Annotated in this window: 13 protein-coding genes; 2 read left to right on the top strand and 11 right to left on the bottom strand. The window is 64.4% G+C overall.

The features are described from left to right. Positions 1-60 precede the first annotated feature (60 nt). The 11 genes from CDV46_RS06105 to CDV46_RS06155 form a co-directional block, all read right to left on the bottom strand. On the bottom strand, positions 61-1,557 hold the full coding sequence (locus tag CDV46_RS06105) for an aldehyde dehydrogenase (RefSeq protein WP_087722076.1): 1,497 nt from the start codon (positions 1,555-1,557) through the stop codon (positions 61-63). A 19-nt stretch (positions 1,558-1,576) separates the two neighbouring features. After that, positions 1,577-2,395, bottom strand: a complete 819-nt coding sequence (locus tag CDV46_RS06110; protein WP_087722077.1) for an aspartate dehydrogenase — start codon at positions 2,393-2,395, stop codon at positions 1,577-1,579. Continuing rightward, positions 2,388-4,040, bottom strand: a complete 1,653-nt coding sequence (locus tag CDV46_RS06115; RefSeq protein WP_087722078.1) for a thiamine pyrophosphate-binding protein — start codon at positions 4,038-4,040, stop codon at positions 2,388-2,390. Before CDV46_RS06115 ends, CDV46_RS06110 begins: the two co-directional genes overlap by 8 nt. Beyond that, positions 4,033-4,839, bottom strand: coding sequence for an SDR family oxidoreductase (locus CDV46_RS06120; RefSeq protein ID WP_087722079.1), 807 nt, complete (start codon positions 4,837-4,839; stop codon positions 4,033-4,035). Before CDV46_RS06120 ends, CDV46_RS06115 begins: the two co-directional genes overlap by 8 nt. Continuing rightward, complete coding sequence (locus CDV46_RS06125) at positions 4,836-5,708, bottom strand: IclR family transcriptional regulator (RefSeq protein ID WP_087722155.1); 873 nt, start codon at positions 5,706-5,708, stop codon at positions 4,836-4,838. Before CDV46_RS06125 ends, CDV46_RS06120 begins: the two co-directional genes overlap by 4 nt. 82 nt (positions 5,709-5,790) lie before the next feature. Beyond that, a complete protein-coding gene (locus CDV46_RS06130) occupies positions 5,791-6,705 on the bottom strand; it encodes an alpha/beta fold hydrolase (RefSeq protein WP_087722080.1) in 915 nt (304 codons plus the stop codon). Between the two features lie 108 nt (positions 6,706-6,813). Next, positions 6,814-7,371 (bottom strand): cupin domain-containing protein, encoded by a 558-nt coding sequence (locus CDV46_RS06135; protein WP_058375531.1) that lies wholly within the window; start codon positions 7,369-7,371, stop codon positions 6,814-6,816. 54 nt (positions 7,372-7,425) lie between these two features. Beyond that, entirely contained in the window at positions 7,426-8,217 is a 792-nt protein-coding gene (locus CDV46_RS06140; RefSeq protein ID WP_087722081.1) for an SDR family oxidoreductase, read from the bottom strand. Between the two features lie 42 nt (positions 8,218-8,259). After that, positions 8,260-9,042, bottom strand: a complete 783-nt coding sequence (locus tag CDV46_RS06145) for an ABC transporter permease (RefSeq protein WP_087722082.1) — start codon at positions 9,040-9,042, stop codon at positions 8,260-8,262. Between the two features lie 43 nt (positions 9,043-9,085). Further along, the gene (locus CDV46_RS06150; RefSeq protein WP_087722083.1) at positions 9,086-9,952 is read right to left on the bottom strand and encodes an ABC transporter ATP-binding protein; all 867 of its coding nucleotides are present in this window, start codon (positions 9,950-9,952) and stop codon (positions 9,086-9,088) included. Between the two features lie 338 nt (positions 9,953-10,290). Beyond that, positions 10,291-11,367, bottom strand: a complete 1,077-nt coding sequence (locus tag CDV46_RS06155; protein ID WP_087722156.1) for a porin — start codon at positions 11,365-11,367, stop codon at positions 10,291-10,293. A 501-nt stretch (positions 11,368-11,868) separates the two neighbouring features. On the opposite strand from CDV46_RS06155, the gene CDV46_RS06160 reads away from it, so the two are divergent. Together CDV46_RS06160 and CDV46_RS06165 are read left to right on the top strand one after the other, a co-directional pair. Then, on the top strand, positions 11,869-13,026 hold the full coding sequence (locus CDV46_RS06160) for an FAD-dependent monooxygenase (RefSeq protein WP_087722084.1): 1,158 nt from the start codon (positions 11,869-11,871) through the stop codon (positions 13,024-13,026). 75 nt (positions 13,027-13,101) lie between these two features. After that, the gene (locus tag CDV46_RS06165) at positions 13,102-13,977 is read left to right on the top strand and encodes an IclR family transcriptional regulator (RefSeq protein ID WP_087722085.1); all 876 of its coding nucleotides are present in this window, start codon (positions 13,102-13,104) and stop codon (positions 13,975-13,977) included. Positions 13,978-14,021 lie beyond the last annotated feature (44 nt).

Consider the following 14,021-nt stretch of genomic DNA (forward strand, 5'->3'; position numbering starts at 1 on the left):
CAAGTCTCGGGTTACCGCGATGCCCCGTGCACCGCAGCTTGTGATGCCACAGCTTGTTGTTCAGACCTGCCCCGCCCAGCCGAGCGGGTTGTCGTTCATGCCCCAGTAGAGGCTCTTCTGATTGGTGTATTCGAGCAGCCCCAGACGCCCCTTCTCACGCCCCATGCCGCTCTCCTTCCAACCGCCGAACGGCGTCGAGATCGAGAACTGCTTGTAGGTGTTGATCCAGACCGTGCCGGTCTCCAACGCGCGCCCCAGACGCCACGCGCGCTTGTAGTCGCGTGTCCAGATGCCTGCCGCCAGCCCGTAGACGCTGTCGTTGGCTTCGGCCAGCAACTCGTCTTCGTTCTCGAACGGCAGCACCGCCAGCACCGGGCCGAAGATTTCTTCCTGCACCATGCGCGCCTGATTGGTCAGCCCTGCGATGATGGTCGGCTGATAGAAGTAGCCCTTCTCGCGACCGTCTCCCGCCGGACGCTCACCACCGCACAGCAGGCGGCCGCCGTCTTCCAGCCCGATGGCCACATAACGCTCGATCGACTCGCGATGCGACGACGTCACCAGCGGGCCCATCTGCGTGTCTTCGCGCAGCGGGTCACCCACGCGCAATTGCTTTGCGCCTGCGACCAGCCTCTCGACAAACGTGTCGAAGATCTTCTTGTGCACGAACAGGCGCGAGCCCGCGATGCACGACTCGCCCGACGAACTGAAGATGCCGTAGAGCACACCGGCCACGGCGTGATCGATGTCCGCGTCTTCGAACACGATGGTCGGCGACTTGCCGCCCAATTCGAGCGAGACAGGCATGAGCTTTTCCGCCGCCAGACGCGCAATGCCGCGCCCGACTTCGGTGCCGCCCGTGAACGCGACCTTCTTGACCTTCGGATGCCGCACGAGAATGTCGCCGATCACCGAGCCCTTGCCCGGCAGCACCGACAACACACCGCGCGGCACACCCGCGGCTTCGCAGATACGGCCCAGTTCGAGCGACGCCAGCGGCGTGACTTCCGCAGGCTTGAGCACCACGGCATTACCTGCGGCGAGCGCAGGCGCAAGCTTTTGCGCGTCGGACGCAATCGGCGAGTTCCACGGCGTAATCGCGGCCACCACACCCAGCGGCTCGTGAACGCTCATCGTCAGATAGTCGCCACGCGACGGCGTGAGCGTCTCTTCCAGTGTTTCGAGGCATGCGGCGAAATAGCGGAACGTGCCTGCTGCGCTCGCAACAAGCGCCCGCGTCTCGCTGATCGGCTTGCCGTTGTCGCGGCGTTGCAGGTGCGCCAGTGCCTCGGCGCGCTGCGTGATGCCATCGGCCACGCGATGCAGTACGGCGGCGCGCTGGTGCGGCTTGAGGCCCGCCCAGTCGGCACGGCGCCACGCGGCATCGGCAGCTTCCACCGCGTCGGTCGCATCCTGTGCGCCCGCAGCCGCGATCTCGGCATTCACGCTCTCGTCGGCCGGATACAGGCTCTGATAGCGCTTGCCCGAGCCGGCACGCCATTCGCCGCCGACCAGAATGTCGCTCGAGAACCCTTGCAGCAAATCTTGATGACTCATGGTGCTTGTCCTGCGAGAACTAGATCACGCAATTCGCGACGCGGTTCTTGAGCGCGCGAATCGCCGAATAAGCGGTCAGGGCAGACGTCTTGGGGTTGTCCGGCAACGGCTTGCCGCACATCTCCAGCGACATCTCGCCAAACGCACCACGCGCCGCAATGTGATGCACGTTGCGCGAGGTGGCCGGGTCGGCAATCAGGCGCACACGCGTGGCGTCGAGCCCCAGACCGGCGATGGCCACGGTGGCCGCCACATTGGCGTTCTTCGGGTACAGACGCGCCGCATCGCGGGCGCTGCCTTCGAAGATCACCGTAGCGGTGGCAAGCGTCGTCAGATCGCACACTTGCTCGGCCGGCGTGCCCTGCCAGCCCAGCGGCGGCTTACGGCCGGTGTAGACCACTTCATCCAGACCCCCTTCGCGAGCGGCGGAGATGGCGTCGATTCCACCGATGGCACCCGAGAGCAGCGTGACGGTCGATGCGCCTTCCTTGGCGGCTTGCTCCAGCGCGGCAAGCAGTTCCGAGTCGGACAGCGCGCCGATGGAAGCCACCGCGCAATCGATACCTGACTTCAGCAATGGCACGACGTGCGCCGACAGTGCGCTGTGACCTGCGCACTCAAGGACAAAGTCCGGACGGCGGGTGAGCGCGGCGGCCGACGACACCACTTCGGTGCCTTCACGCACGCTCTCGCGCACGCGCGCCGCAGCGTCTTCGGGCACGATCACGTGGCCAATGCGCAGATTCGGATCGCCCGCGCAGGCTTCGTAGACTTTGGAGCCGATGGCGCCGAAGCCGATCAGCGCGACATCAACCGGTCGATGATTCATTTCACGCATTCGCGGGCTCCCGCACCGGCGGACCGGCAAAGTGCGACGCGAAGCTGCCGACCGACAGCATGTCGACTTCGAGCAGCACCGGCCCGTCGTGAGCCACGGCGCGCGCGACGGCACCTTCGGCCTGATCGATGGCCGTAATGCGCTCGTGCTTGAGTTGCAGGCTGGCGCAGAACGCAGCGAAGTCCGGCTGATGCAGTTGCACGTAGTGACGGCGGCCGCCGTACTGCGCATCCTGAATATTGCGAATCACGCCGTAGCACTGATCGTTCATCAGCAGGATGATGACCTGCGCTTTCTCCTGCACAGCCGTGGCGAGTTCGCCCACGTTGACCATCAGGCCACCGTCGCCGCACAGCGCCACCGTCTTCTTGGCATTGCCGGCGAGCGCCGCGCCAATGCCCATCTGCATGCCCTGACCGATACCGCCGCCCAAGGCGTGCACGCCCGCACGCGGCGAGAAAATCTTCAGCAGGCGGTTGCCCCACGTGCTGTTCGAGATCGTGACGTCGCGCACCCAGTTGAAGTCGCGGCCCAGTGCGCCTTGCAGCGCTGCCACGAGTTGGCGGTACGGGCCAAGACCTTCCGCGACCTGTTTGACGGCGGCATCGCGCGCGGCGGCCAAGTCGGCGTGGAACGCCGGGTCGACCGACAAGCGGCCTTGCAGGCGGTCAGCCAGCGCGTTCAGTACGCGTGCGGCATCGCCCTGCACGAACAAGTCGTTGCGATAGCCCCGGTTGTCCGCGAGCCCATCAGCGTCGACACGATAGAGCGGACGCGGCAGGCCGAGCTTGTACTTGAGCGTTTCGTTACCGCGCAGACGCGAGCCGACCACGAGCACGGCGTCGCACGTCTTGTAGAACGCTTCGACCGTCGGGTGAATGTTGAATGCGCCCAACGTGGCGGCGTGGTCTTCCGGCACGATGCCGCGACCTTGCACGCTGGTGACCACGCCAAAGCCCATGTCGACCAGTCGCTTGACGGCCGCCTCTGCGCCGCGCGCGCCACCGCCCAGCCAAAGCAACGGGCGATGTGCCGCAGCCAGCTTGTCGGCGAGTTCCGCCACGCGTTGCTCGTCGTGCGACGGCACTGTCACGTGCGGCGCTGCCAGATCGGCCGGCCATTCGATTTCCGCCGCCTGAATGTCGATCGGAATCTCGACGCTGACCGGGCCGGTCGGTGCGGTCAGCGCCGCGCGCACGGCTTCACGCACGGTCGAGAGTGCCGTGTCGACGCAACGCACGCGATAGGCCGCCTTCGAGATCGACTTGAGCATGCTCAGTTGATCGGGCGCTTCGTGGATGTAGGCGAGGTCGCGGTCGAGGAATTCGGTCTCGATCTGGCCGGTGATGTGCAGAACGGGTGTGCCGGCGGTCAGCGCTTCGACCATGGCACCGGCGGCATTCCCCGCTGCCGTGCCAGTGCTCGTGAACGCCACGCCCAGACCACCCGAGACACGCGACAGGCCATCGGCCATGTTCAGTGCACCGGCTTCGCCGCGTGCACCGACGTAACGGATTTTTTCGCGGCGCGCGATGGCGTCGAGAATCGGCATGTTGTGAATCGAGATCACGCCGAACGCGGTTTGCACACCGCATTGTTCGAGGAACGCCGCGATGACTTCGCCGACGGTGGTTTTGTTAGACATGTCTTGCCAAGCCTCCGGAAACATCGATATGGCTGCCCGTCGTGTAGGACGATTGCGGGCTCGCCAGGAAAAAGATCGCTGCGGCCGCCTCTTCAGGCCTGCCCAGACGCTGCAACTGGATTTGCTTCTTGCGGGCCAGCTCGCCGGTCCACTCCTTCCACGTCTTGCCTTCGCCCTGCGCGGCGAAGCGACGGCGCCACTGTCCCGACTCCACTAGTCCGATCAGAATCGAATTGACTCGCACACCGTCCGGCGCGAATTCGCTCGCCATCGAGCGCACCAGATTCTGGATACCGGCACGCGCCGACGAAGTGGCCACCATGTGGGGTTCCGGCTGAAGCGCGAGCAGCGAATTCACGCAGACGATTGCCGCATCGCCCGTCTCGCGTGCAGCGTCGCGCAGCATCGGCAAGCAGGCGCGTGTGGTGCGGATCACGCTGAAGTACTTCAGTTCAAGCTCTTCGCGCCACGCGTCGTCGGTGGTGTCGGCAAAGGTCGACACGCGGCCCTGACCGGCGTTGTTGATCAGCATGTCCAGACGCCCGAATTCGCGCTGGATACGCTCGGCGAGCGCGGCAACATCGCCCGCATCGAGCACATTGCATTGCGCCGCGATAAGGCGCGCGTCCGGATGGCGCTCGCGCAGGTGTGCTTCAGCCTGCGTCAGCCGCTCGGCGTTACGCCCGCAGATCGCGACAGCGGCACCCGCTTCGAGCAGGCGCTCGGCGGTGGCGAGCCCGATGCCGGACGAACCGCCCGTGACCAGCGCCGCGCGTGCGGAAAGGTCGATCTTGATCATTTCAATCCCAGTGACTTCATGTAGGGGGTGGTCCGGCCGTCACTGCCCGGCCGGTAATTCAGACGGTGCGACAGCGCATCGGCGGCTTCGCGCACTTGGCCGATCAGGCCCGCATCGAGCATCGACGCGTCGATGTTGGCGCGCGGAATCGTGACCGTGATGGCCGCGCAAATGCGGCCCGTGTCGCTGCGCACCGGTGCGCTCACCACACTGATGCCGCGCTCGAACGACGAGGCCGACACGGCATAGCCACGCTCCGCGTCTTCGCGCACGCGCTCGAAAAGCTCGGCGAGCGTCTCGGGCGTTTGCGGCGTGAATTTCTCGAGCGTCTTTTCCGGATAGAGCGCCTTGAGCTCGGTCAGCGTCAGATCGCCCATCAGCACGTGACCATGCACCGTCGCGTGGGCGGGCAAGCGCGTGCCGACGTTCACCTTGATCGAATTGAACACGCCCGCCACGCTCTGCGCCTTCGCCACGAAGACGATGTCGCGGCCATCGCGAATCACGATGTGCGAAGTGAGTTGGGTCGCGTCGCGCAGGCGCTCGATGATCGGAATGCCCAGATCGGTCAGCTCCAGCGAACTCAGGTATTCGAAGCCCAGACGCAGCACGGCCACGCCTAGACGGAAGTTCTTTTCACTGCCTGCGCGCTCCAGAAACCCCATGGCTTCGAGCGTCTGCAACAGACGGAATACAGTGGTGCGCGGAATGCCGAGACGCTGCGACAGCTCCGGTGCGCTGAACACGGATTCGCGCGGCGAGAACTGCGTGAGGATGCGCAAACCGCGCTCCAGTCCCGGCACGAGGTAACGTGACTCGGACGGCCCGGCATCAGCGGCATCGAGGCCTTCGGCGTCTTGGTCGCCCATCGCATCGATCGCATCGATGTCGTCGCGCGCGTCGTCTTCAGGCAGCGCGGTCGTGTTGCGTTTCGGGGTTGCCGGTGCCATCTCAACGCCCTCCCGCCGCCACCCGGTCCAGCCACGCCGCAAGTGCAGCGTTCAGAACGTCGGGGGTTTCGATATACGACGCATGACCTGCGCCGTCGATGATTTGCAACGGCACACCGGCCACGTCGGCAATGACCTGACAGGCGGCGGGCGTCGTGATGCCGTCCTGCGCGCCAACAGCCACGGCCACCGGACCTGCGTTGGCGGCCACGTACTGCGCCAACTCGCCCGCGACATCGCCGTTCGACAGCAGATGCGTTGCCTGCCGATAACCGGCGGGCAGCACACGGCTCATATTCCATTTCACCCAAGCGCGCGGCAGTTCCGCGGCATTCGGCGCGACCAAGTTGTCGCTGCGCTCGCGCGCCATACCGGCCGGCCCGAGTTTGTCGAGCATCGCCAGACGGCTATCGCGCTTCGACACGCGCACTGCCGGATCAGCCTTGCCGTAGCCGCCTGCGGGCGAGCAGAGAAAGAGGCCGCGCACGCGCTGCGGTGCACGGCTGGCGAACTTCGTCGCCATGATTGCGCCGAGTGAATGGCCAACCAATGCGACGCGATCCAGACCCAGCGCGTCGAGCCATGCTTCGAGCGCGTCGGCGTAGGCGACGGCATGCGGTTCGGCATCGCTCACATTCGACGTCTGGCCGTAGCCCGGCGCATCCCATGCATACAGCGCGACATCCAGACCGGCCGCTTCAAACTGGGCAAGCCACGACGCGGCGCCCGAGCCGATGCCGTGCAGCATCACGACCGCGATGCGGCCATCGTCAGCGTTGGCGGTACTGCGATAGCCAACCGTCCCCGCACGCGTGGCGATGGTGCGATACGCAAACGCATTCAGTCGCGCGCAAAGCGGGGCGACGATGCCGTCGTTGGCGTCGGGCAGTTCGGACTTGAGAGCTTCGGCTGACATGGCTTCGGGTAACGTCTTCTGCAATGACTCGGAGAAAATTCCTGCCGGCGTGGCGCTTGCCTGTGGCTTGCACCCGCCGGACTTTCGGGAAAAACGAGGCTCCCGCGCTTACTTCTGTTCGCGCTTGATCTTGGCGAGCGGCGAATCCGGCGGATACGTCGGCGTGACCGGCTTTTGCGAGCCGAGCATCACGCACATGAGTGCGTCTTCGTCGCCGATGTTGATTTCCGTGCGGTACACGCCCGGCGGCACCGAGATCAGATCGCGTTCGCCGAGAATGGCTTCCCACGTCTCGCCGTCGCGCTCGCAGACCACTTTCATCTTGCCGCGCATGACGAAGAAGATTTCTTCCACGTCCATGTGGATGTGGCTCGGGCCGATGTTGCCGGCCGGAATCACCATGGTCGAGAACGTGAAATGTCCGGCGGGCACCGTGTTGACATCCTTGGCGACGCCCGTGCCGCCCGTGCCGACGTAGCGCATCTGCGCACGGCGATACTTCGGGTCGTAGTCGGCCTGAAACTTGAGGGCATCCCAGTCGTACTTGCGCGTCGAAAAACGCGCCACACGCGAGTCCAGCCAGTCGCTGAACGGCTGACCTTCGGCCTGCGTCCAGCTCTCGACGGCCTGAGGCGTCGCGGTGTTTTTAGCTTCGGCTTGCGCCATGTTGTGACTCCTTTAAGGCGTTGCGAATAAGGGAAGACGATTCGTCGTGCCGCGTCACGGCATGACGAAACCGCCGTTGACCGGCAGCACCTGACCGGTCACGAAACGGGAAGCATCGGAGAGCAGGAACAGCACCGGCCCGACCACGTCGTCCGGCACCTGTGCGCGCGGCAACGCGCGTCCTTCCAGATAGTGGCGATGACGCTCGGCCGGCACGTAAGCGGTGGCTTCGACCTCCACCAGCCCGGGCGCAATGGCGTTCACGGTGATGCCGTCGGGGCCGAGTTCGCGTGCCAGCGAGCGGGTCATCGCCATGACGGCACCCTTGCTCGCGGCATAAGCGAGCAGGCGCGGTGCGCCCCAAAGTGCCGTGTCCGAGGCGATGTTCACGACACGCCCCTGCCCCGATACGCGCAGATACGGCAGTGCCGCCATCGTCATGAGCCACGTGCCACGCACGTTCACGTTCATGACCGCGTCCCACGTCTCGATGCTCAACTCGGTGGCGAGCTTGCCACCGGAGTTGGTGATGGCGCCGTTGTTCACCAGCCCGTCGATGCCGCTCATTTGTTCGGCGGCCGCCTTGGCAGCGGCTTCAACTGAGGACGGATCGGACAGATCGACGCGAACGAACGAGACCGCGCGGCCCGCATCGCGGAGTTCGGCAGCGAGCGCTTGTCCCGCGTCTGCCGCGATATCGGCAATCGTCACCTGCGCACCGCGTGCGACGGCGGCGCGTACGAAGCCTTCGCCAAGACCGCGAGCGCCACCGGTCACCAGCAGCTTCTTGCCGTCAAGCGGCGCGAGCGTGGCGGTGTCGAGCGGGAGGATGGGCAGTTTGGTCACGATGCGTTCCTTGTTGGCTGAAGAGCAGGTCGCTTCATCACGTCAGGCGATGTTCATCGATGCACGCGGCACGTAGTGCAGTGCGCGGCGCTCAAGCCAGACCACAGCCGCGTAGGCGGCGATACCGATGACCGTCAGCCCCGCGATGGCGACAAACACCATGGCGGTGTTGCCCTGCCCTTCGCCGTAGACCAGCAGATAGCCCAGCCCGCGATCGCCACCGACCAGCTCACCGACGGTCACGCCGATCACGGCGAGCGTCGATGCGATGCGCAGCCCGGCGAACAGGGCCTGCATGGCCGACGGGAATTCGACGAAGCGGAAGATCTGCCAGCGGCGGCCGCACAGCGCGCGCACCAGATTGACCATGTCGGGGTCGACCGAGCGCACGGCGCCCAGCACGTTGATCATCACGGGGAAGAAGACGATCAGTACGGCCACGAGAATCTTCGGGTAGATGGTGTAGCCCATCCACATCACGAACAGCGGCGCAAACGCCACCTTCGGTGCAATTTGCAGCGCGAGGATGTACGGCGAGAGCATGGCTTCGGTCGACGGCGACAAGCCGAGGACCACCCCGATCAGCACGCCCAGCGCCGAGCCGATCACAAAACCGGCAATCACTTCGAGGGCCGTCACGCCGACGTGCAGCCACAGGTTCTCGACCTGAAACATGCGCACGCCTTCGACGAGCGTCGACGACAGCTTGGGCAGCACGAACTCGGGCACGCCGAACGCCGTCGGGCCCCATTGCCAGGCGGCCGCGAAGAGCAGCAACAGCACGAAACTGCCAGCGGTCAGTTGGGCTTTGGTGAGGGTTTTCATAGCGGGAATTCCAGTGTCTTGGGCAAGAGATGACCGGCGAGCATCAACCGAGGTGATCGTCGCGGCCGACCTTGAGCAGTTCCATCAGATGGGCGACGTATTCGTTCATGCCCGCCTGCTTGCGGCGCTCGATGGGGTTGTCGCGATGCGGCAGATCGACGGTGATCTCTTCGATGATCGTGCCCGGGCGCTCGCTCATCACGAACACGCGATCCGACAGCGCAATCGCTTCGGCCAGATCGTGCGTGATCATCAGCGCGGTCTTGCCTTCGGCGGCCAGCATCTGCGCGAGATCCTGTTGCAGCACCATCTTCGTTTGCGCATCGAGCGCGGAGAACGGCTCGTCCATGAGCAGCACGTCGGGCTCGACGGCGAGCGTGCGTGCCAGCGCCGCGCGTTGGCGCATGCCGCCCGAGAGCTGGTGCGGATAGTGATTCTCGAAACCCTTCAGGTGGCAGCGCGCGAGCAGCGTCTTGGCCACCTCAGCGCGCTCGGCCTTGCTGCGGCCGCGAATCTGCATACCCAGCTCGACGTTCTTCTGAATCGAGCGCCACGGCATCAGCAGATCTTTTTGCAGCATGAAGGCGACCTGTTGCGACGGGCCGCGCACCGGCTTGCCGGCCAGCGTGACCTGCCCTTCGCTGGGCGCATACAAACCGGCGCCCATATTGAGCAGCGTGCTCTTGCCGCAGCCGCTCGGACCGATCAGCGAGACGAACTCGCCGGTCTTGATCCCGATAGAGACGTTGGACACCGCCGTCATTTCGCCCTTGCCCTGGCGATTTTTGAATCGACGCGTCACGCCGCGATATTCGATGGCAAACGGCAGCGGTGCCGCCGCCGGCGTGTGACGTGCGTCGGCATACGCCTCGGCTACGTTCGCGTCTTGCAATTGAATCGACCTGAGCATGGGAAACCACCGTGTTTCTGGATGTTCAACTTGCCTCGGGCAGCGTGCCGCTTCTCCTTCGCTGCATCGCCTGCCAACCTGTCCTTCGCCTTGCGGCTACGTTTCATATGTGAAACGTTGATTTACTTATGGATCAATTATAGGGAGTGACGGCCGGAGTCAAAATTGTTTTTTGACTAGGGGAAACCCCAACCCATGGGCTTTGCTGCGAGAACAGCGCGTTTGCGGGGCGAAAAAAACGCCGGCCAACGAATGCCGGCCGGCGCGAGTTGAGCCCACTTGTTGAATGCGCAAAGTGAGATCACTGGGTGATGCTCGGTGGTGAAGATCGGTGCGCGTCAGAACGCGTGATGCACGCCCGACATGATCACGACCTGATTGGCGGTCGACGACGCGCCGATGGTGTTGATGGCGGTGATTGCGCCGTTGCCGCTCGCGTGCTGATACACCCCGCTCACATACACCTGCGTGCGTTTCGACAACGCGTAGACGTCGCCCAGACTCACCTGCGTCCAGCGCTTGCCCGACATGGTCGTCGTGGCCGCCCCGAAGGTGATCGTGTTGGCGATGCTGGTGGCGTAGTTCGCGCCGGCGTCGAAAGCCTGATAGGTGTCGCTGTAGCCCGGCGATTCGAGCTTCACGCGCGTGTACAACGCGTGCAGCAACCACGCGCCAAAGCCATACGAAGCGCCCGCCCCCATGTTTTCGACGTTCGACGCCGTATAGGTTGCGACCGGCTGGTTCTGGAAGGTGGCGCCACCGAGCACGGCAACGTTCGGCGTACGGTTGTTCTCGTTCGAGTAGACAGCCGACGCCTTGAAGCCCCCGTTGGTGTAGTTCGCGGCCACGCTCCACTTCTTGCCGTTGGCGAAGTTCGCCGTGTTGCCCAGCGAGATCATGGCGCCCGCCTTGAAGCCCGCGAAGTCCCGGGTGACGTAGCGCACCGAGTTATCCACCTGCACCACTGACGTATTGGCCAGTTCGTCGAGGTTGCCCGGGTGGAACATGTACCAGTTCATGCCCAGATACGACGTGCTGAACGGGCCGAGCCAGTCGAAGTTGAACGTGGTCATGTGGCCGATCGTGACCGTGCCCAGCGTGTCCGATTGCAGACCGACCCACGACTGGCGGTTGAACATCGCGCCCGCCTTGAGGGTGTTGCCGGTGAGCGTGGAGAAACCGTTCTCCAGCAGGAAGATCGCGCGATTGCCGCCGCCCAGATCTTCAACGCCGCGAAAACCCCAGCGATCCGGCTGCGTGCCGCCTTGTTGCGCGAGAAAGTTGCTGCTGCCGCCCTGATTGTTCACGTACGCCACGCCAGCATCCATGCTGCCGTAGATCGTCACATTGCTTTGCGCATGCGCTGCCATCGGCACGCCAACGGCGAGCAGCATCGCTGCCGCCAGTTTTGTCATCCCCGAGATCCGCCCCGTCGGAAACCGCTTCATCTGTGTACTCCTGTCGTTCGATGATTCGCTGACTCGAAAACGGTGGTGACGCCGACGGCGACTCACGGCAACCCAAGCCGGTCACGCCCTTCATACCGTCGCATTTCGACGTTCCACCTATGAAACGTTGGATTACTTATGAAACCAACAATGCGGAGCTTAGGCCAGGTGATGCGTGAGTCCCGCAGCGGAGATGCACGAATTGATGACAGGAATTTGGCGTGCTACCGCGCGCGCATTCAGCCGCTGGCATCTCGTATTCAAAGCTTTGGTGAGGTGCTGTTCGTCCCGCCGGCGTTGCCGTGCGTCTGATGGGAGCGTTGTTCCGGCCGAACACGTTGCGTCCGGATTTACCCGAGGAAGGCTTGCAGTTGATCGAATCAAAAACAATAATATTTGAACATTACGTTCATATTTGAACGTTTTATTTTTCCGAATTCGTCGCAACGTTTATCAAAAGGTGTCCCCATGCAAGCTCCCCTCATCGGCATCAACGGTGCCGGCATCGGCGGTCTGGCCGCCGCCATCGCGCTGATTCGTGCCGGTTTTCGTGTGCGCGTCTACGAACAGGCTGCGCAGTTCGCCCGCGTCGGCGCCGACATCAACCTGACGCCCAATGTCGTGCGGGCACTCGATGGTCTGGGTGTTGGCGAAGCCTTGCGCGAAACCGCTGCACAGCCGAGCCATCGCATCAGCCGCACGTGGGATTCGGGTGAAGAGACCTCGCGACTGGAGATGGCACAGACGGCACAGACCAAATACGGCGCGCCGCAACTCACAATGCATCGCGCCGATTTGCTTCAGGCGCTGGAGCAGGCGGTGCCCGCAGAGAGCATCGCGCTGGGCAAGAAGCTTGTCGCCTTCGAAGCGCCGGGCGTTGGCGAGACGGGCCGCATTCGGCTGAGCTTCGCCGACGGCACGCACGACGACGTGGATGTGCTCATCGGTGCCGACGGCATTCATTCGGTCGTGCGCACGGGCCTGTTCGGACCGGAATCGCCGGAATTCACGGGGGTGGTCGCCTATCGCGCGGTCGTCCCGGCGAACAAGCTGGGCGGCGTGCCGAATCTGGGCGCGTTCACCAAGTGGTGGGGGCCTGTCGCGTCGAGCCAGATCGTGACGTTTCCGCTCAATCTCGGCCGGGACATTTTCGTGTTCGCCACCACGGCGCAAGACAGTTGGACGCTGGAATCGTGGACCGCACCGGGCGACGTGCTGGAGTTGCGCGCGATGTATGCCGACTACCATCCCGAAGCTCGCGCGTTGCTCGATGCCTGCGACAGCGTGCTGAAGTCGGCGTTGTACGTGCGCGACCCGCTGCCGCAATGGTCGCGCGGCCGGGTTTCGCTGCTTGGCGATGCGTGTCACCCGATGATGCCGTTCATGGCGCAGGGGGCCGGTATGGCCATCGAAGACGCTGTGGTAATGTCTCGCCACCTTGCTGAAGTCGGCCCGAACGCCGATGCGGATGCACTGGCTGGCGCGCTCGCCCGTTACGAAGCGGCACGTCGCGAGCGCACTGCGCGCGTGCAGATCGGTTCACGCGGCAACCAGTGGCTCAAGGAAGGCGGCAACGCCGATTGGGTCTACGAATACGACGCGTGGCAAGTGCCGTTGGCCGCTTGAGAAGCCGCTAACGCCAGCCGGTAACAGATCGTTGATCGCCCCTTCGTTTCGACACAACCAAACGTACAGCACCGCATGACGAAAGCAACGCCCGCCACCGCCCGTGATTCCAGCAATGCCAGCAATGTCAGCGCAGAGAGCGACGATCGCGACGCCACTCAGGCCGGGCTCATCACGCCGGTCATTCGTGCGCTCAAGCTCCTGCGCTTTGTGGCTGACAGTGGCTCGACGGCCAACATGAGCGAAGTGGGCCGGCGTATCGGTGTCAATCGCGTGACCGTCATGCGGCTGCTCGCCACGCTTGAGCATGAAGGTGTGCTTGAACCGCTGCCGCACGGCGGGCATCGGCTCGGTCTCGGCTTTCTCACACTTTCCGCTGCGGCGCTCGCAGGCGAGGATCATCTCGCCACGGCGCGCCGCGTACTCACGCGTGTGACCAGCGAGACCGGGTTATCCAGCTACCTCACCGTGCTCGACGGCACGCAGGTGCGGTATCTGTTGTGCGAAACGCCTGCCCTGCCCCTCGTAAGCAATATCCGTGCGGGGAGTCGTGTCACCGCGCACCTGACCGCGCCGGGGCGATCGCTGCTTGCACACTTGAGTCCCGAGCGCCGCCGGGCCTTGCTTGGCCCCGAGCCGCTCGCGGCCGCAACAGCGCAGAGTGCGCGGACCTACGCGGCGCTGGACGCCCAATTGGCGCGCGACCGGGAAACCGGCTGTGCGTGGAGTCAGGATGGCTTCGAAGCCGGTATCGACGCGTGCGCGGCGGCGGTGCTCGATGCGCAGGGACGTCCGTTGGCTGCACTGAGTGTGGCGGGGCCGCGCTCGCTCGTGGGCACCGACACGCTCAGCCGGGAGCGTACGGCGGCCGTGGTCAAATCTGGCGCAGCCGATCTCACCGTATTACTGGCAGACGCGCCAGCTTTTTTGGCGGCGGCGGAAAGAGCCTGAGTTTCAAGCCATTGCATCGGTAACCTCACACCGCGGCGAGATCG

The sequence above is a fragment of the Pandoraea sp. PE-S2T-3 genome, from assembly GCF_002179965.1.
In the GTDB taxonomy this organism is placed as follows: Bacteria; Pseudomonadota; Gammaproteobacteria; order Burkholderiales; family Burkholderiaceae; genus Pandoraea.